The organism is Nostoc sp. 'Peltigera membranacea cyanobiont' 213, assembly GCF_002245975.1.
Taxonomy (GTDB): domain Bacteria; phylum Cyanobacteriota; class Cyanobacteriia; order Cyanobacteriales; family Nostocaceae; genus Nostoc.
This window is the reverse complement of sequence record NZ_NOLI01000119.1, coordinates 1-24,867: the sequence shown is the minus strand read 5'-3', so window position 1 is coordinate 24,867 and position 24,867 is coordinate 1. Positions and strand designations below refer to the sequence as shown.

Sequence of the window (24,867 nt, the reverse complement as noted above, 5' to 3'; positions counted from 1 at the left end):
CCCCTTAAAATGATTATCATTATTGTTTAAAATTGGATTCTTGGTTTTTGTTGATTAATTTATTCTTTGGAAGTCCCTTCGGATTGAGAGAATGGCGTATGTGGGTTCCTGAGTTACCCACATACTAGTGGTCTTTCTGCTCTTTTTTTGTAAAATCCTAATATACCAAAGGTGTTGCACCGCGCATCTGACGTAAAGAATTTATACAAGCAGGACAATCGCAGCCAAATAAGTTAATTGCCACATTGCTTTCTTCATCATTAAACTCCAGCATCGGAGCATCTTCTTGAGAAAACTCGATTTCACGCTGATAGTTAGGAATTTGAGCCAATACGGAAGCCCTTGCACATACTAAACCTACTTTATGTTTATTGCGGATACAAGATAAACGGTCTGTGCTTTGGGTTGCTGGTTGTGGCTCTATAGCTTGTGCTTGATTTAGCATGACTCCCATAGAGAGAATGGAGCTAATCAGCACTGGGGAAGAAAGCAAACTCAGTAGGAATTTGTTCATTAGATTTTTTTAGAAAACAATTGCGATCGCTCAGGTTATCCGATTAAATCTTACAGTGCAAGTAAAGCCTATTAGGATATCACTGGTTTTACCATTCGGTAGCTTCTCTTAGAGAAAATTTTATTTTCTGCCTCGCTCTTGCATTTCTTGCTGACGCATGGGCATAGCGTCAATTTCCTCAAAAATTGCTGTCGCCTTCACTGGAGTAGCATCACTGCGCTTAACACCACCGTCTTTACCCACCAAAATCACGCGAAAACTCTCTTTCTCAACCCCAAAGCGATCGCGCAACTTGGCAGCAGAAGACTTATCTATTGGCTGTCTGTTGGCATAGCTTTCATCTGTTGCCAAAACCTGAACGAGAACTAAATCCCGCTCTGCAAAATTGCCGTTATGAGCTTGCAATAGTTGCATTTGCTGCTGATAAGTATGGTTGTCAACAGACGGTGCAAAGACTAGTAGAACGCGGTTTTTCCATTTTTGGGAACTGAGGTTAAATGAAGACATTTTGATGGCGTGATTGGTTGATTTTTGGACGATATCAGCTTTACTAACTGGCGACAGAACTATACACGCTAATAGGGGAAGGGCAATTAATACTGAATTATTCACAATGGGTTTTTATCTGTTTTATATGCTCTTAACTTATCATTAGTTGCCCTATTTTCTCTCCATCTGTTGATGGTTTATCTTCATTATTAGGTAAGTAGGTAGGCTGAGAAAGCATCAAATTTTAGCCTGAAAAGCCAAAAATTTGCCCCTCAAAAGCTGAACAGTTTTGAGGGGCAAACACCAGTTAAAATCCCATTTTAAAAACTGGTGATAGTCAAATCTCTAAAATTTACGTCAAATAAAGCTATAGGACTCATATTTGATTTTTGAAATAGACGTAGGGTGTGTTAGCGACAGCGTAACACACCAAAAGCTTTGGAGTCAGGTGCGTTACGGCTTACGCCTAACACACCCTACATATACTAAAATTTTCGTCAAATAAAGCTATTTAACGAAAATTAGAATTGTGCCGAATCAAATTCATAACCGCGATCGCACTTCCTTAGATAGCAGGAGTGAAATTAACGTAATAGTCACGATCGCCGTTTTTATTTCTTAGTAAAATGCATCGCCTGCTAGCAGATAGGAAGCGATATTATCCATGAGAAAGCTGTCCTTGCTAAAGCAGCTAGGATGGCTTTAATCTCGTACTTACTAAGCTGTCGCGCAAATAAGATTGCACAACTAGGGCGCTCATGTTGCCCACCCCACAAGAGATTCATTGTTTTGAGGATGCAAATTAAAAGATTTTTAGCTTATTCGATATAGCGACGCGGTGTATAAACCCAGATATTGCCATCACTACGCTTGATGGTTCGGGTTTTTGTGGAACCAACGAGAATAATTGTCCGCATATCAGCGCTTTCTGGTGTTAGCTGGTCAAGTGCGATCGCTTTTACCGTTTGTCCTGGTCTACCGAGATTCCGCGCCAATACTACTGGGGTATCAGGTGTTCTATGTCTCAGCAAAATATTTCTTGCTTCAGCCAGTTGCCAGGTACGCTCTTTAGAAACAGGATTGTAAAAGGCGATTACGAAATCAGCCTCCGCAGCAGCAGCAATTCGTTGGGCGATCGCAGACCAAGGCTTCAAGATATCAGAGAGGGAAATAGCACAGAAGTCATGTCCAAGGGGCGCACCAATGGCTGCTGCTGCTGCTTGCATAGCCGAAATGCCTGGTGCTACATGAATGTCGATACTTTCCCATTCGGGTTTGGCATAGCGATCGCATACTTCAAAAACTGCTGTTGCCATTGCATAGATACCAGGATCGCCAGATGAAACCACAGCAACATATCGCCCAGATGCTGCCAAATCAAGAGCCATTTTTGCCCGTGCTTCTTCTTCGCGGTTGTCGGACTCATGGCGTTGCTTGCCATCAGCCAGAGAACCGATTAAATCTAAGTAAGTTTTATAACCCACTAGGTCAGTTGCAGACTTCAGTATCTCCTTGACTTCGGGAGACATCCATTGCGATCCACCAGGGCCAGTACCAATAATCGCTAACCGTCCGCGTGGCTGACCGATGGTGTTGGGGTCAATTGGTTGGGGGGCAATGGCGATCGCAACGTCAGGAGATGACGAAGATAAGGGGGATGTGCCTGTGGCTGCGATCGCTGCTGCTTGGACGGGGCTATAACCTTGTGATAACAGACTTTCTAGCTGATTTGGGGTAAAAAAGCGGGCAGGTACGTCCAAGGCGCTAGCTACAGCGTGGATTGCGGGATTGGCTGCGGCAGTCATGGGTGCAAATATCCCGGCGACTGATGTTTTTTCTAGTTTGGCATCAGCTAGTAGCTGCTGTACTAAAGGGATTGCATCATCAATGGTGTCATTAATTGCGATCGCGATCGTTGCTGGGTGGTAAACAAGACAGTTGGCTGTAGGAGTCACCAAACGTTCGGTAACTTGGATGGTCAAATTTCCCTGTGGATCTATGGGTAGTTTGCGATCGCTCAACCAAGGTGCTATTCCTTCTAGTTTGACTTGCGCCCCGGCTAGCACATCTGAGATAAATTTCTTAGCATCGTCTGGGTTTGCTAAATGGTATCCGGGGGGAGGAGACAACAGCGTTGTACCCAAACGTAAATAGCCTGTGGTCGTAATTGCAGGTTTGATATCAAGAGCTTCAGCAATGCGGCGGGCCAAATCGTTTACTCCAGCAAGTCCGCCCAACAGGGGGACAACAGCACTACCATCTTCAGCCACAGCTAACACTGGTGGTTCCTGTTGTTTATCCGAGAGTAGGGGAGCTAACGTCCTAATTAAAATGCCGGCGGCACAAATGCCAATTAGCGGCGTTCCCTGAGCAAATAACTCGCGTAATGTGTCACCAAAATTAGTAAAGCTGACATCCACTCCCGATGTACGACCCGCTAGACCGTATAGCGTCGCTCCTGGTAGAACGCTGATTATTTTGCGTGCTACTGTCACGCTATTTTGACCTAGTACTACAATGGCGGGTGCAACGTTCATTATCACTTAATTACGAATTATATAATTAGCACTTTAAATAAATGTTCTTAGAAATTTGAGTGCTTCAATTTTATTGTTAAATATAGCGTGAATTAAGTCACCATTATTATAACGAATATCAATCTCGTATTTTAATGGTGGGGCTAATGTAGGTTGATTATCTGGATAATTATGAATATATTCAATAGCATTTTCGACAGTAGAAGTTTGTTGAGATAGCCCGTGTAGGACAATGACATTTACCTGTTGGACTAGTCTAGCAAATGACTGCTCTAAGGTATTGATAAATTTATCTATTTGGAATTTTTCAAGACTTAGCATTTGATTTTTGATGTTAGTAATATCCGGCGCTGATAATTTTTTCCATTGTTCAATCTTATTTTGAAAGTCTGCTTCTAACGTACTTTCATTGAAAGATGCATTTATCCCAACAGATGTAAATGATTTAACGATGTTTTCATACTTAAGATAAAGAATTTTAAAGCCCTTAGATTCTAATTGGTCAAGCGCTCCTTGAGTAAACACACCTGCTAGAATAGCTCCTAAAAATGGGTTAAGGTGACTATAGGTGTCTGCCAAAGGAATAAGCGCTCCTTCAATTTCTTGAACCTTGTTTCTAGAATGCTTGGTGTAACGCCGCCACGCAGTCTCAATAAATGCTACTGGAAGACCAAGAGTATCTTCTGTACCTCCTCGTTCCAGTACATAGTCAAGGTCATGATAGTTTCCGTAGCGATCTTGCCATGATACCTTTTTAGTGATTCGTGCTTTGCGCTTTCTCTGAGAATCTAAGTAAAAACCATGCTCATCAGCCACTTGTTGAAGTGTCTCACGAATGAATTCTTGGATGAAATGCCCTAAAATCTGACCCCATTTATGTGAAAACGACTCTGCCATTACATTCGTGCAAAAATAATTTGTGTTGTGATTACCCTACCCGTAAACCCACAAACAACCTTCGCAAAGAGGAACTCTATGCTTGCGATTTTTCCACTTCACATTTCGGTCACGAACTTTTTCAAAATTAAAAGATTTAAACCCTGCTGCTTGTGCTAATAAACCCATCCATTCAATCACCGGAACATAAATACCATAGGGAGCAGAATCACCAATCATAAAACAAACTGTTGCAGGACTTTTGCATACTCTGCGAAGTGCTATCCAAACTCTAGCCATATCCAAAAAATAGCAGGCAATCATCAAGTGATAATTCTTTTTACCTCCATGTAAATGTCGTTCTTGGGACAATTTGTGAAAGGTTTCAATAATACTAGTTTTGATTGGAGCTAATTCATGAGATGCTAGAACTTCGTCGATGTTTACATTCTTATTGGTTACATGCTGCGAACATGAACGAATTAAGTATTGCCTCACCGCACTTTGTAAATCACCCCAACCGGAAATTTCTTTCATAAAACACATTTCTAGACGTGTAGCATCTGCATAGTCATAGTTGTTAGCATAGGGTGGTGAAGTGATTACCAAGTTGGCAAAATTATCAGGTACACCCTGGCAAGTCCGAGCATCAGATTGAATAAGTGTAGCAACAGAAGCCGCCATTTTTCCGGCAATTCTCATATCTGTAGCTATACTCTCTGCCATTAGGCAAAAAGCAGACATTGCATCTATTGAATATTGTTTCTTTTTATTTGGTAAAATGTACTGCCAAGGTGCAGTTCCAGCATGAGAAACATGACGAAGAATTGATACAAGTGTTAACCACACTAACTGAGATTCAGATGAATCATCAGCAAGTTTTTCCCAAGATTGGCGCAATCTATCTAGAGACTCAAGTGAAGATATACTAAAACATTCATGAATCAGTTTCGGGTATGTATCTATACAGGGCTGAACATTTTCGGCACGTTTTATAACTTTTTGTATATGTTCAAGATAAGCATCAGCGTCAGTTTGATATAAAAGTTTAGCTCTTGCTATACGCACAACAAAGGGATGAGCCTCAATTCCTAAACATTCAACTCCAAGCTTTTCAGATGCGAGTAAGGTTGTACCAGAACCAGAGAATGGATCTAAGACTGTAATTTCTCTTCGTTCTTTAGCTTGGCTAATTATAGTTTCAACCCATTGTGCAGAGAAACCTGCACTAAATCTAAACCAGCGATGAACTGGCAATTTCATGTTATTAATAAATGTAGATGAACTGTCCAAGGGTTTGGAAGTGCAAGAAGAAAATTCCTGAAATGGCAATTCTAATTGTGGATTCATGTGGAGAGTTATTATTATTATTATTTATTATTAAGCGATGCTTGACAACAAATCGTTGAAATGGGGCTTTGCAATACAATACTAATAGGCAATACTAATACACAGTATTTATCGCAGTTGGTTAAAATCTTCCTCTGTAATACCCAACTGCTTGAGAATTTCATAAAATAACCACTTACCAATTTCAGCATTGCTATGAATAGGAATTGTGGTTGCTCGTCCATCTGGATGTTGCCAACGAGCATGAGAGCCTTTCTGTCGCACTTTTTCAAAACCAAGTTTCCGCGCCACCCGTTTTAATTCACTGGCTTTAGCTGGCATTTGCAATTACCAGTTCAACGTCTTTGGGTAGAGAACGTCCTTGTTCTTCGTATTCTTCCTGAATCATTTCAAAAACATAGACAAGTTCAGTACGGGCCTCATCTGGCGTTTGTCCCCAAGCGTGACAACCGGAAATCGCTGGTATATAGGCGACAAATGTACCATTGTTATCGGGACGGATAACAGTGGTGTAGTCTTGTAAAGACTTCATGGGGATAGCCGCAAGTTTGAGTTACACCTTTAGTTTACAGCGATCGCATTTCCTAAAATAAAAAATGCGATCGCTTCTTGTTTCAATTAGCTTTCCGCTCTTTGAGGACTTGATCTAGCAAATTTCTCGCAGGTTGGGCTTTAGCCAACGCTATTTGATGGTCATTATAAGCCCGAACAAGGCGAGAAAGACTGCTCACACCTGCCTTGAGTTGCTCAAGTTCTTCACCAGCAACTAGTTCCCCATCCAGCATCCGCCCAATTAACGGTTTGATATCGCCCACTTCCTGCCGGACTTTTTGGAGCTTTTCTAGGCTACTCAACAAGGTTTTGAGTGAGTTCAAGATGTCGTCAATATCTTGCACATCCTCTACTTGTTCCGGCAAATCTTCAACTGTCACTGTATCTTCATCTGAGATTGTAGGCAATTCCTGTGCAGATATTTCAGTTTGAACCCCGTTTGGCCGTGCCATTGATGCTTCCTCAAGGAATTTTCCTTAGTGTATCGTTGATTTAGCCGATGTTAAGCAATTTCGCGATCGCTAACCGTTGCAGTTTCCCGGTAGCACCACGAGGTAATTCATCTAAAATATGAATTTGCTTCGGAACTTTGAAGTCTGCCAACATAGTTGAACAGTGAGCTAAAAGTTCTTTTTCGCTAGCTTCTCCTTTGAGGACAACAGCAGCATGGATATCTTCACCTAAAGATTTGTGGGGAACAGCAAAAGCTAAAGCTTCAGCAACGGCGGGATGACGCAGCAAAACATCATCCACTTCTAAAGGAGAAATTTTTTCCCCACCCCGGTTAATCAATTCTTTAATGCGTCCAGTCAAGTGGAGATAGCCGTCTGCATCCACAGTACCCTGATCTCCTGTGCGGAACCAACCGTTGACAAAAGCTGTGGCGTTAGCTTCTGGGTTGTTTTCGTAACCATCAATGACATTGGGTGCTTTTACCACCACCTCGCCCAAACTTCCCTGAGATAATAGGTTGCCTTCAGAGTCCATAATGCCGACATCCACACCAAAGCCATAACCTACACTACCTGGTTTCCGCACTTTTGGCGGTAGGGGATTGGTGGTCATTAAGTGCGATGCTTCAGTCATGCTGTAAGATTCCACCACGGGAGCATTGAGAGTTGCCTCTAACTGTTCAATGATAATTGGGGGCAAAGAAGCACTACTAGAGCGAATGAAACGAAAGCGATTAGCTTGAACAATTTCTGTGTTGCGACTAGCGCGGGCCAAAATTGTCTGGTGCATAGTTGGCGCTGCGGAGTACCAGGTAGGTTTGTAGGTATCTACCAGTTTCCAAAACTCTAAGGCATTAAAACCATTAGGACAAATTAGTGTGCCGCCCGATGCTAGGGTTGACAGCAAACAACCCACTAATCCGTGAACGTGGAACAGGGGCATTAAACAAAGTGTAGTATCGGCTGCTGTAAGTGAGTAAGCACCAATAATGTTGTTAGCTGAGGCAATTAAATTGCGATGACGAATCGGTACACGCTTCGGACGGCTGGTAGTGCCGCTAGTGTGGAGAATCATCGCCAGATCGTCAGCGTTGGGGGGTGCGGGATTCGAGGATTCTGTTGGTTTTGAGCCTGTTTTGACTAATTCAAAGCTTAATGTGCCGTCAGTGTTTACCTTGGCATTAATCACCATCATATTGGGTGCGATCGCGGCAATGGCTGCTTCTGGTTCCCCAGACAAGGTAATCAGTGCATCTGCTTGGGTATCTTCGTAGTAGAAGGCAAATTCTTCTTGCTTGTATTTGGGATTTAAAGGTGCAGCAGTACCACACAAGGCGGCAGCCAAAAAGGTAATAGCCATTGGTGAACCGTTAGTCATAGCAATGGCAATACGTTCTCCCCGTGTCAATCCAAATCTGTTAAGTTGAGATACCAGTCCAAGAATATTCTCGCGCAATTGCTGATAAGTTAGCGATCGCCCCCCAGGCGTAACGAGGGCCAAATGATTGTCTTCCCCAGCTAAAAGCTCAAATAAGTTCATTAAAAACCTCCAGATTAGTAAAATTGGGCATTGGGCATTGGTTATTAATGCTTCTACCTCATTCCCTTCTTTTTATTAAAAAGTATTGTGCTTTTGTATAATATCAACCATTATTTGATTTCTTTTGTTAGTAAGTTGACGGCAAAAAACAAGAGCTAAAATTAAGTCAATAGTGTGTCTGTCGTTACTAGAGATCGGAAAAATATTTTTCAGCAACTAAACCCCATCGATAAAATATGGATCGTCGGAATTTTCTAAAGTATGTCACTTTAGCAGGATCTAGTTTTGCCTTAACGAGTTGTATTCAAGGCAAAAATTCCAAATTGCAGGGTGAGGTGTTTCCCTCAGCGTCGCCTGTGGCAGTAAATGAACCTCTCAAGGTGGGATTTGTTTATGTGGATACTGTAGGTGATTTTGGCTGGACTTACGCCCATGATTTAGGCCGCAGAGACATGGAAGCCAATCTTCAAGATAAGGTAAAAACTACCTTTGTCGAAAATGTCAACGAAGATGCTGAAGCCGAAAAAGTGATTCGCCAACTAGCATTAGATGGTAACAAGTTGATTTTTGCAACTTCTTTCGGGTACATGAACCCAACAATTAAAGTTGCCAAAGACTATAGTGATGTTATCTTTGAAGACTGTGCAGGATACAAACGTGCTGCTAATATTGGTACTTATTTAGGACGCATTGAAGAACCGCGTTACTTAACCGGCATGATTGCTGGCAAGATGACAAAATCAAATGTAGTTGGTTTTATTGGCGCATACCCAATTCCAGAAGTAATTCGGGGCATCAGTGCATTCACTCAAGGACTGCGTCTAACAAATCCCCAGGCAAAAGTTAAGGTACTTTGGGTACAAAGTTGGTACGATCCAGCTAAAGAAAGAGAAGCGGCTCAAGCTTTGGTAAATTTAGGTGTAGATGTACTAACGCAGCATACCGACTCTGGTGCTGTTGTCCAATTAGCTGAGGAAAAAGGCATTTATGCTTTTGGCTATAACACCGATATGAGTAAGTTTGGTCAAAAAGCCCACTTGACATCAGCTATTAACAAATGGGGTAAATTCTATACAGATAAAGCTTTGTCTGTAATCAATAATACTTGGAAATCTCAAAACGTTTGGGATGGTATTGGTGAAGGAATGGTGGATATTTCCCCGATGAATCAGGTGATTCCGGGGGATGTACAACAACTGGTGAATGCAAAGCGCGATGAGTTTATTCAGGGTACTGCACATCCTTTTGATGGCCCGTTGAAAGACCAAAAAGGCATGGTGCGAGTCCCAAAGGGTAAGGTGTTGGACGATCGGGGACAACTGGCGATGGATTGGTATGTTGAGGGAATTGAAGGAGCAATTCCCAATAGGAAATCCTAGCACTGCTAAACAATACTAGGATTTCTCTTTTTAATTTTTAAATTTAGTGATTGGTGTTGTTAAATTAGCCGCAGCAGAGTTATGAATTAAAAATTTTCTTCAAACTTACTGGCTGCGTTGCCGCCAAATATTGAGCCGACATTTCCGGTGTGAGTAGTTCGATCATAATTTTGTTTTCCAACCAGAACTCAATAACATCAAAAAAAGAGTCGCGGTTACAACGTAATACTCTCCAACCTTCTCGTTTGCCAATCAACTCAATTTTTTCTTGACTAGAAGAAACCGAGATTGCTGCATGAGTAGCTGTGAATCCAGAAGGGGTGGCATCTTCTACAAATTTACACTGCTTATCTCCTTCACCAGGCATTAGCCGAGTTTTTAACGGATAAACTTCAATCCCTGTTCCATGTTCGTCAAGGGGAAAAACCATATAGCTGCCTGGGTTAGGAAAAAAGGGAAAAGCTTGCCCATTCAAGACTTCAGCCAGAACTTCGGCAACGTGTAGGGGGTTTTGAACAGAAATAGATAGGTGATGAATCATACTTAGTTACCTCATACCCCATGATGATTGTGGGGTTATAAATTTTTGGTTTGTGGAGTGCTTATCTTCCACGAGTAGCTTGATTATTTTTCACCGCATTTTGATTAATTTATGCACAGAGTAAAAAAATTATTTTCCACGTAATTTGGAAAACCTCGAAAAGGCTATTACATATTGACAAAAAACACCAAACATGTATTATATTGAAAACCATATCTGTGGTACAGGTAAAGCGCAATCCTAAACTCCGATAACGTGGGTATATTTTCTATTCAGTAATAATTAATCGAAGCCTGAAACGAGCTATTTTGCGAAATACTAATCCAGTTACCGTTTGGCGATCGCACCTTAACTACAGACTCTTGTCTGTGCAAGTACATTGGCTTGTATAATTGCGAATTGACACGCGATAGTTCATACCTTAGCCAGAAGAAAACGCTGCATTACACCATCAACTGTCTACATTTAAATTCAAATAGCGCTGCTGTAGAGGTCTGGAGTTTTGCACCGAGAACCAGTTTAACCTCTAGTCATAATAATAATTACCGAACTTAGCTGCAAAAAGTTACAGATGCTAATTATTATTTATTAACTGTTTTAAATATTTTAATTACCCTCTTAACTGTCTTAACTGTCTTAACTGTCTCAATTTTTAACTATCTTAACTGTCTTAACTGTCTTAACTGTCTTAACTGTCCACTTCATTGTTTACTTAATATTGTCTTACCTGCTATTGCATTTTCTTGATAAATCTGAGAGTATTTGTAAGGCTAGATGATGTACCTTAGCTAAAAAAAGCTAGTTAATTTATGTTTTTGACATTTCAAAATAAAAAACATTAGTTCATAGCAGTTTATAAATTGCAATCAGAATTAATAAAATAGATGACAAAAGCCGATATTATCTGGTTATTATTAGTTTTTTTAAAAAAGAAGATAATATTAAATTTTTGACTGACTAATTATTTTATTTGGAGATTCAAATATTGTGACAGATAACGTATATAGCCAATCAGTTATTACATTTGATGGCAAAGACGATTACATCGATTTTGGCAAAAATGATTTAAGTGGTGTTTTTGCTCAGGGAAGTACCGCCTTTACAATTTCGGGATGGGTGAATCCTCATAAGTTAACAGATAAAGCCACTACTTATGGAACGCGGAATGTTTTTTTGGCTCGTTCTTCAGATCGATACAGTGATAATTTTGAGTTCGGAATTAGTGAATTAGGAAACCTAGATGTATACATTGATGAGAAAATTGACAACGTTCTCAAAACCTTTGGTGATGGAGAATTAACTATCGGACAATGGCACTTCTTTGCCATTGTTTTTAATAAGGGTCAACTGACTATATATCTTGACGATAGTGAGTATTTTGGGTATTGTACAGGTGACGCTTTAAACAAAGCAACTAGTTCTCTAACTCTGGGCGCAACTTTACACAATCAAATATACTTCACAGGACAATTAGCTAACATTAGCGTCTGGAATTATCCCTGTCCCCCAGTAGAAATTCAGAGTCATCGCTATCAGCCTCTAGTTGGAAATGAAGCTGGATTAGTCGCTTATTGGAAATTAAATGAAGGACAAGGGACAACTGTAAAAGACCAGACAGCAAATGCCCATAATGGAACCTTGCGTGGCAATCCTAGTTGGGATTTAGCAGAAATTCCATTGAGAACTGCACAATCATCGAATAGTGAAACAGCTAGTAGTTCGGAAGTGGAAAGCCAGTCGATTGCAGAGATTCTTGCTGTTGAGGAAACTACTAATCCGGTATCGATTGAGGTTCCTCCTGTTGAAGAAACTGCTAATCCAGTATCGATTGAGGTTCCTGCCGTTGAAGTTAGCACAGTATCTCCGACAGAAGAAGGAAAAGCAAAAAAAGGGACAAAGAGACAAAGCCAAAAATCTCCCAACATTGCAATCCCGATAATTCCCATTCCCCAAATAACAGATAAAAAAGCCGAAAAAGACCAAAGTAGGGAAAGCAAAGTTGCAGTCAATACTCAACAACAACCACAAACATCAACTCAGGAGCGATCGCAAACAACTATGAATACTAAAGCCAATCCCAAATATAAAATCCTTGCCATTGATGGAGGCGGTATTCGAGGCATTATCCCCACAATGATCCTGGCAGAAATTGAAAGGCGGACACAAAAGCCCATTTTTAGTTTGTTCGATTTAATTTCTGGCACTTCAAGCGGTGGAATTCTGGCACTTGGATTAACTAAACCAAAATTAAATTTAGACGTACCTGATAGCCCACCCACCGCTCAATATAGTGCTGAGGATCTCCTACAAATATATATTGAGTATGGGGCTGAGATATTTTACGAGCCATTTTGGGAAAAAGTACTCGGTCAGCTAGAGGATATATTCGTTCAACCAAAATATTCTTCCGAGGGTAGAGAAGAAATTATTAGGCAATATTTTGGCGATACTCCTCTAGAAAATAATCTCAAAGAAGTTTTTGTAACTAGCTACGATATCGAGCAGCGAATTCCGATCTTCTTTACAAACAAGCTGGAAAAACAACAGACAGAATCGAAAAAGTTTCGCAAGTTATGTGCAGGTTTTACGCTCACAGATGCGGCATTGGCAACTAGTGCAACCCCAACTTATTTCGCTCCCTATCGCGTTTCTAGTTCCCATAATACCAATGGCTTCTATACTTTAGTCGATGGCGGAGTAGTCGCTAATAATCCCGCTAATTTGGCGATTTTAGAAGCGCAAATTAGTAGGCAAGAAAACAAACAAGTCCTGAACATAGAGGATATCTTATTAGTATCCTTGGGTACTGGTTCGCTAACGAGCGTCTACCCTTATGACGAAGTGAAACAGTGGGGACTATTACAATGGGCAAAACCACTGCTAAATATTGTACTTGACGGTGGAAGTGAAGTAGTAGCTGGAGAATTAGAAAGGTTGTTTGAGTCTGGTAAGAAAGGTAATAAAGCTTCTTATTATCGATTCCAAACATTCTTAAAAAGCGAACTCGAAGCAATAGATAATGCCAAATTAGAAAATGTGCGGCAGTTACAAACTTTAGGTAACATACTGATTCAAGAAAGAAATCAAGAAATCGATGAGTTGTGCGCTATTTTATCAGAATAAGTCTTAATATGAGTATTTAGAAATGGAAACCCTTCCTATCAAGATTTATGATGACACTCTGCGAGATGGAGAACAACAAGCAGGTCTATTCTTCTCTTACCCAAACAAACAAAAACTCGCCCATTTAATTGCCAAAACGGGAGTTAATGGAATCGACACTATGCCCTGTGTCTGCGAACCAGAAGCTGAACTCGTTAAAACATTAATCTCGGAGGGGTTGGATAGTCAGATTTTGGCGGCTACTTTAATGAACAAGCAGTTTATCGATTTAGCCAAAGACTGTGGAGTTAAGCGGATTATTCTTTTCCATGCCGTTTCCGATCGACTACTGTTTTTAAGAGATCCTCAGATCCGTCTCGTGAAAGAGTTTAAAGGGAAAACCATTGATGACAATATCCCCGCTTATGTAATCGATCGAATTCGCCAAAATGCGATTGATTTAATTGTCGAAAACTTGCATTATGCGACTGCGATCGCTGGATTGAGAGTAGACTTCGCCGCAGAGGATGCTTCTAGAGCCGATTTTGACTTTTTAGTGCAATGTATCCGCTCATGCAGCCCTTATATTGAAAACTTCGTTCTCTGTGATACGGTGGGGATTCTCAGCCCAGAAAAGAGCTATATCTGGGTTAACGACCTGCTCCAATCCACGACAGGGGTAGCTTTCGGGGTACACTACCACAATGATATGGGCATGGCTCTCGAAAATACCCTCCAGTCGCTCATGGCTGGAGCAACTTTAGTATCCGGTACCTTTAGCGGGATTGGGGAACGAGCCGGAAATATTCCCATCGAGCAGGTGCTGAATGGGTTACGAGTCCGCTTTGGAATTGAAGTTAAGGGCATTAACTATGACGCGATCGCTCCTGTGACTGATTACATTGAGCAATTAGGAGTTCGCCCAGCCCCCCCATACTCTCAAACTGCTCAATGGCATGAAACGGGGACTCATGTCAATTGTTTATTTTCAGACCCCAACAGCTTTGCAATTTTTCCTCACGGTAACATAGACGTTGTATTTGGCAAATGGAGTGGAGTTAGTAATTTCCAATATCTGTTTGAAAAGCAAATGCAAAATCCTCTACCCAGAACGCAATACGAGAAAATGCGCTCAGTAATTAAATCCCTTGCTATTGAGCAAGAACGCTATTTTACAGCCAACGAAGTATTGGAGTTATGGGAGAATGGGGTCTTTAAGTAATCACAACTATCGGATTGTCGCTATTCCTGGGGAAGGGATTGGGCCAGAGGTTGTGGAAGCTTCCTTAAAAATTCTCCAACATGTCGCTCAAATTGAAAGATTTACCTTGCAGGTAGACTATGGCTGGCTTGGTGCAACTGCCTTTGAGCAATTTGGTAGTTACTTCCCTGAAGCCACCGCCCAACTATGCGATGGAGCCGATGGAATTGTATTTGGTGCTGTTAGCCAAGGGGGATTACTAGAACTACGAAAGCACTTCGACTTTTTTTGCAATCTTCGCCCCATCCGTAGCGTTGAAAGTCTCCTGCATAAATCTAGTCTCCGACCAGAGAAAGTTCAAGGACTCGATATCCTGATCGTTCGAGAACTAGTCAGTGGCATTTATTTTGGCCCATCTGGACGATCTTCAGACGAGCGGGGAACTTACGGGTATCATACGATGCGCTATTACGATGAAGAAATTCGTCGGATCGCTCGAAAAGCACTACAGCAAGCCCAAAACCGCCGAGGATTACTCACCGTAGCCCACAAAGAAAATGCCTTGCCCCATCTGCCCTGGACTCGGCTAGTGCAAGAGGAGGCCAGACAGTTTCCTGGTGTTGTTATTGAGCCAATGTTGGTAGATAACTTAGCCATGCTTATGGTTCTGAATCCGCAACAGTTTGATGTGATTTTGGCGGGAAATTTGTTTGGAGATATTCTCAGCGATATTGGCGGTGCATTAGTTGGTTCCATCGGCTTATTAGGATCGGCCAGTCTGAACGCTGACGGATTTGGTCTATATGAAGCCATTCACGGTACAGCCCCAGATATTGCAGGTTTAGGAATTGCTAATCCTTTGGGAACTCTTGGAGCCTGTATTTTAATGCTTCAGCAATGGGGCGAAGTGCAAGCTGCCCAACGGATTATTAAAGCACAAGACCGAATTTTAGCCAAAGGATATCGCACAGCCGATTTGTCTCCTCAAGGAGAAGAAATTTTAGTCAACACTGAAACCTTAGTTGACCTTTTAATAGAAGAACTTTCAATTGGGCAATATTCGGAATTAGGAGCTATCTATGCATGAGTAACGCCAATAACATTTTGCATCTGGGAGATGATATTAATACTGATGATATTATTCCTGCCAATCGGGCCACAACAGATGACCCTGAATATTTAAAACAGTATGCTTTAGAACACCTAATTGGCGAAGGTGAACTACTAAAATATGATGGGATTGAAGCCGGAGAAAACTTTGGCTGTGGTTCCAGTCGAGAAGTTGCCCCCATTGCTCTCCAAGCTGCGGGAATTAAGAAAATTCGGGCGCGATCCTTTGCAGAGATTTTTTATCGTAATAGTATTAATATTGGACTTTCCCTAGAAATTCTTGGGGAAAAAGAGCAGAATCCAGTAGTTGATGCGATCGCAGCAGCCGGCGGGCTAATGGCTTTTAATCAGATGCGTCGTCAGGGTCAGATTACCATTCCTCGCAGCCTGACATCCACCCGACCCATGACTTTAGTAGAAAAACTCTTAGCGAAAGCCTCCGGTAATTCCTTCGTCAAACCGGGAGAGGTGGTTTTTGCCCAAGTCGATTTAGCTTTATCCCATGATGCTGTAGCCGGGCCTGTAGCCAAGGTATTTTATCAGCAGTTTGGAGAAGGGGCAAAGTTATGGGACTCCCAACGGGTAGTTTTGGTAGCAGATCACTTTATCCAAGTTAACGACATTCGTCCTGACAACAAAGCCCATCTGATGTACGAACAGATGATTAAGTTTGCTCAAGACCAAGGATGTCACTTATTTGATATAGTTTCTCCAGGCGAAGCAGCAGGCATTTGCCACGTTTTACTCCCAGAAAAAGGATTTGTCCGGCCGGGAATGGTGATTGCCGGAACAGATTCTCATACCTGCACCTACGGGGCATTAGGGGCCTTCTCTACGGGTGTAGGTACGACAGATATGGCGAATATTTATGCCACAGGAGATATGTGGATTCGCGTTCCCCAAACCCTAGTATTTGAGTTATCTGGAACCTTACCTTCTAAAATCAGTGCCAAGGATATTATCCTATTCATCTTGGGACAAATCGGCTGTGCTGGCGCTACCAGTAAGGTAATGGAGTTTAGAGGCTCAATTCTCACCCAACTACCATTTGATGAACGGTTGACTCTCGCTAATATGGCAGTTGAGTGTGGGGCAATATGTGGCTTAATTGTTCCTGATGAGGTGACACGTGAATATGTAAAAAACCGTAGTTCCCAAGAATTTACAGAAATTAGTGGGGATGCTGATGCTGAATACGAAAGGATTTATCAATTTGACCTTAGTAACTTAGAACCACAAGTTGCACGTCCCCCGAAACCCGATCGGGTAGTGGGCATTAGTCAGTTAGAGGATATTCCCATTACCAAAGCCTTCATTGGCTCTTGTACCGGCGGAAAACTCTATGATTTGGCTCAGGCTGCGGAAGTTTTGAACGGTCGCCATCTGGCGGACGGCGTAAACTTGTTTATCGTACCTGCAACTATGGAAATTCGAGAACAAGCCCAAGAGTTAGGCTATCTCGACATTTTTGAACAAGCAGGGGCGCAGATTCTCAAAACAGGTTGTGGGGCTTGTATTAATTCTGGATTGGGAGTTTTAGCAAAAGAAGAAACAGGCATTTATGCAACCAATCGCAATTTTAAAGGACGCAGTGGCGATCCTACGGGCAAAAATTATTTAGCCTCACCTAGAACAGTGGCTATATCTGCCATCAATGGAAAAATTAGCGATCGCTTGAATTAAAGACTGAACTTTGAGATCGGGGTAAATTCAAAAAATATTAACCCAATGCGATCGCGAATGACTCTTATCTAGCTTAGTCTAGATTCTGAGATAGGTTTCTTTATTTACAAAGACTCTATCTCGTACCCTTAGTAACGTTTTAACCAAGAGTAGAAGGATTTTAGGTAATTACAATGGACGAAATCGTTAAAAAACTTGCTGGGCTGGGTCTTCCTGGTGTAATTCTCGTGGTTCTAACAGTCGCATCAGGAGGTAGTTCTGCGGCTGTTGCAGCTGCCCTCACAGCCTTGGGAGGGCCATTAGGCATCGTCGGAGGTATAGGATTGCTTGGTCTAATAACCGTTGTAGGAGATACTGTAGCGGGATATGGAATTGAAGCTATTCTTAAGGCCATTTATGCAGAACGGAGCAAAACCGAATCAGTGAGATATCTCCTCAAAGAAATTAAAGATTTACCCATTTCGGAGGAGCTAAAACTAAAATTGAAAAACCAACTTAGCCCAGAAGTCATTATTGATACCGAAGAGTTTAATCAACCAAAAACAGTTGAAATTGTTGAAGAATAATTTCACTATGACATTCGGTGAAATGCCAGATTGAATGCTACTAGGTTAAGGGATTATTTCCTGGCGGTGACAAAATTTACTAAACACTGAATTTCTGTGAATTAAAGAAGATGACCTCTAAATACGGTTCGGTTAATACTTCTTCCAAACTCTCTAAAAAAAGGGGTGTTTAAACCTGTTTTACCTCATTTTCAAGGGTTTATCGCCGGGAAGGGGATCTTAACCGAACTTTATTTCAATACAATTTCAATGAATTAAACCCTAAAATGACATAACGCCAAATCATCTAAATAAACTATTAGGGTAATATCGCAATTTATATACTAAGTTTATGGAAGAAATTATCATCAACTCTACTCAGTCTATTAATAATTCTGCTTTAACTGAGCAGGAACTAAACAAAATATTAGTTGAATGGAATGATACTAGAACAGATTACTCCATACATTTGTGCATTCATGAATTATTTGAATTACAAGTAGAAAAAACTCCAGAAAATATTGCTGTTGTTTTCAAAGAGCAACAACTAACTTATCAAGAGTTGAACCACCGAGCCAACAAAATAGCATATTATCTACAAAGTTTGGGTGTAGAGCCAGAGATACTGGTAGGGATTTGCGTTGAGCGCTCCCTAGAAACGATCGCAGGAATGTTGGGCATCCTCAAGGCGGGTGGAGCTTATGTACCACTAGATCCAACATATCCCAAAGAACGGCTATCGTTCATGCTCTCAGATTCGCAAGTTCAGGTAGTGTTAACTCAAGAAAAATTCGTTGAAGGGTTGACAGCAAGCGGGGCAAAGTTGGTTTGTTTGGATAGTGAGTGGGAATTAATTAACTGCCAAAGTCAAGAAAATCTTACTAGCAACACCACAGCTGAAAACCTAGCTTATGTTATTTATACCTCCGGTTCTACAGGAACACCAAAGGGAGTAGCTGTACCGCATCGGGCTGTCAATCGGCTAGTATGCAACACCAACTACGTCAAATTTGTGCCTAGTAATCGCGTTGCTCAAGCCTCAAATACTTCATTTGACGCAGCTACATTTGAAATCTGGGGATCTCTCCTGCACGGGGCTAGGCTGGTGATAATTCCTCAAGATGTTGTGCTTTCGCCGCAGAACTTTGCAGCATACATCTGCGAACAAGGGATTAGCGTATTATTCTTGACGACAGCCTTATTTAATCAGTTAGCCAGCTTTGTCCCCCAGGCATTTAAAAACCTACAACACTTACTATTTGGAGGTGAGGCTGTAGATCCAAAGTCAGTGAAAATGGTTTTAAGAAATGGAGCGCCACAGCGATTACTGCACGTTTACGGGCCGACTGAAAGCACAACATTTGCTTGTTGTTATTTAGTGCAAGATATTCCAGAAGAGGCTACAAATGTGCCCATTGGTCGCCCAATTTCCAATACACAAATTTATATACTAGACTCTAAACTTCAACCAGTTGCTGTTGGTACTCCTGGCGAATTGTATATTGGCGGTGATGGCTTGGCCCGAGGCTACCTAAACCGTCCAGAATTAACCGAGGAAAAATTTATCCCTAATCCGTTTGAGGACAGCGCAGCGTTAGCGAGTCCGCAAGCGTCGGCAGGGGGCAGCAGGTTATACAAGACTGGCGATTTAGCGCGTTTCTTACCAGATGGCAATATTGAGTTTATTGGGCGAGTTGATAATCAAGTGAAGATTCGCGGCTTTCGCATTGAACTGGGAGAAATTGAGGCGCTTTTGAGTCAACACTCGGATGTGCAGCAGGCTGTGGTAATTGCTCGTGAAGATATCCCAGCTGATAAGCGTCTTGTTGCCTATATTGTTCCTAATCAAAAATCCGATCTGAGCGTCACTACCCTCAAAAGCTTTCTTCAAGAAAAACTGCCCCATTACATGATGCCAGCAGTTTTTGTGATTCTCGACTCCTTGCCCCTTACTCCCAATGGTAAAGTCGATCGGCAGAATCTTCCAGCTTGCGATCGCACCCGTCCCGATCTTGAAGAACCCTTTGTTGCACCTCGTAACCCAATTGAAGAAAAGTTAGCTGCGATTTGGGCTGAATTACTAGGACTCGATCTGATTGGAGTCAATGATAATTTTTTCTATCTGGGTGGACATTCGCTAATTGCAACTCAGATGCTTTCTCGCGTGCGCGAAGTTTTCCCAGTCGAGTTATCCTTTGGGCAAATCTTTGAAAACCCCACGATCGCAAGTTTAGCTCAACTGCTCACCCAAGGTAATAAAGAACAACATAGGCAACGTCTAGCTATAGAACGAATTCCCCATGAAGGACTATTGCCAGTTTCCTTTGCTCAAGAGCGAGTGTACTTCATCCAGCAATTAGCGCCGGAAAATAGTGCTTACCAATTCCAGGTAAAAATACTATTTCGAGGGCAGCTTGATGTCACAGTCTTAGAACAGTGTCTCGATCGGATTGTGCAGCGTCATGAAATCTTCCGCACCACTTATCCGGCGGTAAATGGTAAGCTATTTCAGGTCATTAACCCACACCAACCAATCAGTTTTAAAGTAATTGACCTCCAGGCATTCCCGGAATCTGAGCAAGAAGCCGAGGCTCAAAAGCTATGTGATGCAGAAGTCCAGCAGCCCTTGGATATGAATCAACTCCCCCTGGTGAGGTGGGTTTTATTGAAGTTGAGCGAAGAAGAACATCAATTGATCCACATTGAGCATCACATGGCTCATGATGGTTGGTCATTCAATGTGTTTTTGGGTGAGTTACTAGAACTTTATCCAGCCTTTTGTGTGGGTAAACCTTCCCCACTAACTGAACCAAGCTTGCAGTTTGCAGACTTTGCCCATTGGCAGCGTGAATGGGTGAATACCGCAGAAGCGCAAGCCCAATTAACCTATTGGCAACAAAAGTTATCAGGTAGTTCGCCTCTGTTGGAATTACCTTACGATCGCCCGCGACCGACAGAGCAAACTTACAATGGCGATCAAGTCAGAATGGAACTTCCCAGCGATTTGTGCGAATCCCTGAGAGTTATGAGTCGTCAAGCTGGTGCAACTTTATTTATGACGATGCTGGGAGCTTTTCTGGTCATATTGCACAGATACACCAAACAAGACGATATTAGCGTCGGCACTGCGGTTGCCAATCGACGGATGCAGGAGATCGAAAAGTTAATTGGCATGATTGTCAATAACTTGGTGTTACGCACCGATTTATCAGGTAATCCCACATTTCGGGAATTACTCGATCGGGTGCGTCAAGTGACACTCGAAGCTTATGCTAATGAGGATTTACCCTTTGATAAAGTGGTAGACATTCTCAAGCCAATACGCAACTTGAGTTACAATCCCCTGTTTCAAGTGATGTTCAGCTTCCATGATTCTGCTATGCCAGATTTGAGTCTCCCAGGTTTGGACATTAGCTTGCATGAACCGCTCAGTAATAAATCTGCAAAGTTCGATCTAGATTTCCTCGTCATACCGCGTTTTGAACAAAGCGTGCAGAACGGTGCTAAAAGGGGAGCAAAAGGAATCACCCTAGTTTTAGAATACAATAGCGATCTTTTTGATGCTGCCACAATCCAACAAGTGCTAGAGCAGTATCAAAAGCTACTAAAAGGAATTGTAGCGAATCCTGAGCAGCGAATTTCTGAATTACCATTGCTAACGCAGACTCAGCAGCAATTATTGGTGGAATGGAATCAAACTCACCGAGAGTATTTTGCAACTAAATGTGTGCATGAGTTATTTGCAGCCCAAGTAGAGTTAACTCCTGATGCTGTGGCGATTCAACAAGAAGGTCAAAAGTTAACTTACCGCGAATTGAGCGATCGCGCCAATCAATTAGCCCACTATCTCCAAAGTTTGGGAGTCAAAGCAGAAACGCTGGTTGGTATCTGCGTTGAGCGCTCCCTAGAAACCATCATCGGCTTACTCGGCATTCTCAAAGCTGGGGGTGCTTATGTTCCCCTCGACCCTGCTTATCCCAAAGAGCGATTAGCTGATATTCTTGAAGATACGCAATTAGGTATTTTGCTGACTCAAGAAAGATTCCAGGACAAACTGCCAGATTATGCCGGAAAAACGATTTGTTTAGATAAAGACTGGGCAATAATTGCTCAACAAAATACAAGCAATCCGATTAGCGACGTTCAACTTGATAACCTCGCCTACATTATTTATACCTCTGGCTCTACGGGTAAACCCAAGGGCGTAATGATTGAACAGCGATCGCTAATAAATTTCGTCATCACCGCCACTCATGAATATGGAATCAATGCAGGCGATAAAATTCTGCAATTTGCGTCAATTTGTTTTGATACATCTATTGAAGAAATCTTTCCTTGTCTTTTAGTCGGTGCAACATTAGTGCTACGTACCGAACCGATGTTGCACTCCAGCGATGAGTTTTGGCGGTATTGTCAACAATGGAAATTGACAGTTTTGGATCTCCCTACAGCTTATTGGCATCAATTGGTAGCAGAACTTACCCCAAAAGACTCCCGAATTCCCGAAAGTCTCAGGGTTGTGATTGTGGGGGGAGAAGAAGCTCAACTAGAAAAAGTCAAGCATTGGCACTGTAGTATTGTTCATTTTTCCCAGCCACTCCAGTTATTTAATAGTTACGGGCCAACGGAAGCAACGGTTGTAACCACCCTAGATTGCTTAACCCCAGCAGCCACCTCTGTTAGTATTGGACGACCCATCAGCAATGCTCAGGTTTATGTCCTAGATCGATATCTGCAATCAGTGCCTATAGGAGTTCCTGGAGAACTGCACATTGGTGGAGCCGGATTAGCTAGAGGATATTGGCAACGCCCTGAACTTACGGCTGAGAAATTTATCCAAAATCCAAAATTGGATCGTCTCTATAAAACTGGCGATCTAGCACGATTTCGCGCAGATGGCAACCTAGAATATCTCGGTCGAGTTGACGATCAGGTAAAGATTCGCGGCTTCCGCATTGAGTTGGGAGAAATCGAAACGGTGTTGCGTCAACATTCACAGGTATTTCAGGCTGTCGTTATTGCCCGTGAAGACATCCCTGGACAAAAGCGCCTTGTAGCTTATGTTGTTCCGCACGAACAGCAACCAAACGTTGATGAACTGCGCCATTTCCTCAAGCAAAAACTGCCGAATTATATGGTTCCCTCGGCTTTCGTGCTGCTAGAGGCGCTGCCGATGACACCCAACCGCAAGGTAGACTACCGCACCCTACCAGCCCCCAACCTTTCCCGGAGTGGAGAAGATAAATTTGTTGCTCCCCAAACACCTACAGAAGAGAGATTAGTGGCGATTTGGTCAGAAATCTTAAGACTAAAACAGGTCGGCATCCACGATAACTTCTTTGAATTGGGCGGAGACTCTATCCTCAGCATTCAGGTAATTTCAAGAGCCAATCAAGTGGGTATCCAAATTGCCCCGAAACAGCTATTTCAATACCAAACTATTGCGGAATTGGCTGCCGTGGCAGGTATAACTCGCCAAGTAATAGCCGAACAAGGGTTAGTAACTGGCTCTGTGGCGTTGACACCCATCCAACAGTGGTTTTTCGAGCAGAAATTGCCCGAATCTGATTACTTTAATCAGTCAGCTATGCTAGAAGTGCCGCCAGACTTGCAACCAGAGCTATTACAGAAAGTCGTGCAACAATTGTTACTGCATCACGATGCTTTGCGTCTGCGCTTTCTGCAAGAAGGGGAAAACTGGCAGCAGTTTAACGTCGCCACCCAAGAACTAGTGCCATTTAGTGTTATCAATTTGTCGCATCTGTCGCCAGAAGAACAACAAACAGCGATGAAAGCTAAGGATGCGGAATTTCAGGCTAGTTTGAATTTATCTACCGGAGCGATCGCGCGAGTGGTGCTGTTTCGGTTAGGCAACGATCGATCTGGTCGGTTACTATTCATCATCCATCATTTAGTAGTAGATGGCATTTCGTGGCGAATTTTGCTCGAAGACTTGGCTACGGCTTACCAACAAATCAGCCGTGGCGAAGCTATTAAATTACCATCTAAGACAACTTCTTGGCAATATTGGAGCGATCGCCTCAGAGAATACGCAAAATCAAAGGCGATATCAGATGAGTTGAATTACTGGCTAAGTGAGTCTAGTTTGAAAGTTACCGCCTTACCAGTAGACTATCCTGCAAATAAAGAAAATAACACCATCGCCTCAACCGCTACTGTGTCACTTTCTTTAAACGAACAACAGACTCGCGCCCTCTTGCAGGATGTACCCTCTGCCTACAACACTCAAATTAATGATGTGCTGTTGACCGCCTTAGTGCAAAGCTTTGCCCAATGGACGGGAGAACGTTCTCTGCTTGTTGATTTAGAAGGACATGGACGGGAAGACTTATTTGAAGATGTGGATTTGTCGCGGACTGTGGGCTGGTTTACTACCTTATTCCCCGTTAGCTTACAGCTAGAAGAAACTGACCATCCCGGAGAGGTTTTAAAGTTAGTTAAAGAACAACTGCGACGCATCCCCAACCGAGGCATCGGCTATGGTGTGTTGCGATATTTGGATCGTGATGAAACAATCCGCACGAAACTACAGAGTTTACCCCAAGCACAAGTGAGTTTCAACTACCTTGGTCAGTTCGATCGGGTGCTGACGGCATCTGCTGTATTGGGTTTAACTCAAGAATTTAAAGCTGAACAGAGTTTACTTAATCAACGCAGCCATCTGTTAGGCGTAAGCGGACTAATTCGCGCCGGAAAATTGGAGATGACTTGGGCTTACAGCGAGAAAGTTCATAAACGAGACACCATTGAGCATTTAGCCTTTGGGTTTATAGAGGCATTGCGATCGCTCATTACCCACTGTCAATCCCCTGATGCGATCGGTCATACACCTTCAGACTTCTCAGCAGCCAGACTCAGCCAAAAACAGCTTGACAAATTCCTAACCAAAATCAATAAAAAAAAGTAGTCATTTGTCATTTGTCTCTCAATTGCCAGTCCCCAGTCCCCAATCCCCAGTCCCCAATCCTCATGAAC

General features: G+C 42.4%; 17 protein-coding genes. 7 read left to right on the top strand and 10 right to left on the bottom strand.

Annotated elements, in window-relative coordinates:
* Positions 1-157: 157 nt before the first annotated feature.
* From CDG77_RS25330 to CDG77_RS25290, 9 genes are all read right to left on the bottom strand, one after another.
* Entirely contained in the window at positions 158-514 is a 357-nt protein-coding gene (locus CDG77_RS25330) for a hypothetical protein (protein ID WP_094332100.1), read from the bottom strand.
* Positions 515-634: 120 nt separating this feature from the next.
* Positions 635-1,126: a DUF4174 domain-containing protein gene (locus tag CDG77_RS25325; protein ID WP_094332099.1), complete on the bottom strand. Its 492-nt coding sequence runs from the start codon at positions 1,124-1,126 to the stop codon at positions 635-637.
* A gap of 695 nt (positions 1,127-1,821) precedes the next feature.
* Positions 1,822-3,540, bottom strand: a complete 1,719-nt coding sequence (gene cobJ / locus CDG77_RS25320; protein ID WP_223269973.1) for a precorrin-3B C(17)-methyltransferase — start codon at positions 3,538-3,540, stop codon at positions 1,822-1,824.
* 33 nt (positions 3,541-3,573) lie between these two features.
* Positions 3,574-4,437, bottom strand: coding sequence for a hypothetical protein (locus CDG77_RS25315; RefSeq protein WP_094332097.1), 864 nt, complete (start codon positions 4,435-4,437; stop codon positions 3,574-3,576).
* Between the two features lie 36 nt (positions 4,438-4,473).
* The gene (locus CDG77_RS25310) at positions 4,474-5,766 is read right to left on the bottom strand and encodes a DNA methyltransferase (protein ID WP_094332096.1); all 1,293 of its coding nucleotides are present in this window, start codon (positions 5,764-5,766) and stop codon (positions 4,474-4,476) included.
* A 108-nt stretch (positions 5,767-5,874) separates the two neighbouring features.
* Positions 5,875-6,087 carry a type II toxin-antitoxin system HicA family toxin gene (locus tag CDG77_RS25305; RefSeq protein WP_094332095.1) on the bottom strand — a complete coding sequence of 71 codons (213 nt, stop codon included), beginning with the start codon at positions 6,085-6,087 and terminating at the stop codon, positions 5,875-5,877.
* Positions 6,077-6,298: a type II toxin-antitoxin system HicB family antitoxin gene (locus CDG77_RS25300; protein WP_094332094.1), complete on the bottom strand. Its 222-nt coding sequence runs from the start codon at positions 6,296-6,298 to the stop codon at positions 6,077-6,079. Before CDG77_RS25300 ends, CDG77_RS25305 begins: the two co-directional genes overlap by 11 nt.
* Before the next feature lie 82 nt (positions 6,299-6,380).
* A complete protein-coding gene (locus CDG77_RS25295) occupies positions 6,381-6,770 on the bottom strand; it encodes a hypothetical protein (protein ID WP_094332093.1) in 390 nt (129 codons plus the stop codon).
* Positions 6,771-6,810: 40 nt separating this feature from the next.
* A complete protein-coding gene (locus CDG77_RS25290; RefSeq protein ID WP_094332092.1) occupies positions 6,811-8,310 on the bottom strand; it encodes an acyl--CoA ligase in 1,500 nt (499 codons plus the stop codon).
* Positions 8,311-8,546: 236 nt separating this feature from the next.
* Between CDG77_RS25290 and CDG77_RS25285 the strand changes: the two genes are divergently transcribed.
* Positions 8,547-9,689 carry a BMP family ABC transporter substrate-binding protein gene (locus tag CDG77_RS25285; protein ID WP_094332091.1) on the top strand — a complete coding sequence of 381 codons (1,143 nt, stop codon included), beginning with the start codon at positions 8,547-8,549 and terminating at the stop codon, positions 9,687-9,689.
* A 79-nt stretch (positions 9,690-9,768) separates the two neighbouring features.
* Here CDG77_RS25285 and CDG77_RS25280 read toward each other — a convergent pair whose 3' ends face one another.
* Complete coding sequence (locus CDG77_RS25280; protein ID WP_094332090.1) at positions 9,769-10,230, bottom strand: hypothetical protein; 462 nt, start codon at positions 10,228-10,230, stop codon at positions 9,769-9,771.
* A 987-nt stretch (positions 10,231-11,217) separates the two neighbouring features.
* Between CDG77_RS25280 and CDG77_RS25275 the strand changes: the two genes are divergently transcribed.
* The 6 genes from CDG77_RS25275 (at position 11,218) to CDG77_RS25250 (ending at position 24,799) form a co-directional block, all read left to right on the top strand.
* Positions 11,218-13,353, top strand: coding sequence for a patatin-like phospholipase family protein (locus CDG77_RS25275; RefSeq protein ID WP_094332089.1), 2,136 nt, complete (start codon positions 11,218-11,220; stop codon positions 13,351-13,353).
* 22 nt (positions 13,354-13,375) lie between these two features.
* Complete coding sequence (locus CDG77_RS25270) at positions 13,376-14,554, top strand: 2-isopropylmalate synthase (RefSeq protein WP_094332088.1); 1,179 nt, start codon at positions 13,376-13,378, stop codon at positions 14,552-14,554.
* Positions 14,538-15,620, top strand: a complete 1,083-nt coding sequence (locus CDG77_RS25265; protein ID WP_094332087.1) for an isocitrate/isopropylmalate dehydrogenase family protein — start codon at positions 14,538-14,540, stop codon at positions 15,618-15,620. Before CDG77_RS25270 ends, CDG77_RS25265 begins: the two co-directional genes overlap by 17 nt.
* A complete protein-coding gene (locus tag CDG77_RS25260) occupies positions 15,617-17,326 on the top strand; it encodes an aconitase/3-isopropylmalate dehydratase large subunit family protein (protein WP_094332086.1) in 1,710 nt (569 codons plus the stop codon). Before CDG77_RS25265 ends, CDG77_RS25260 begins: the two co-directional genes overlap by 4 nt.
* Before the next feature lie 173 nt (positions 17,327-17,499).
* Positions 17,500-17,892: a hypothetical protein gene (locus tag CDG77_RS25255; RefSeq protein ID WP_094332085.1), complete on the top strand. Its 393-nt coding sequence runs from the start codon at positions 17,500-17,502 to the stop codon at positions 17,890-17,892.
* A gap of 331 nt (positions 17,893-18,223) precedes the next feature.
* A complete protein-coding gene (locus CDG77_RS25250) occupies positions 18,224-24,799 on the top strand; it encodes a non-ribosomal peptide synthetase (protein WP_094332084.1) in 6,576 nt (2,191 codons plus the stop codon).
* The last annotated feature ends 68 nt before the right edge of the window (positions 24,800-24,867 follow it).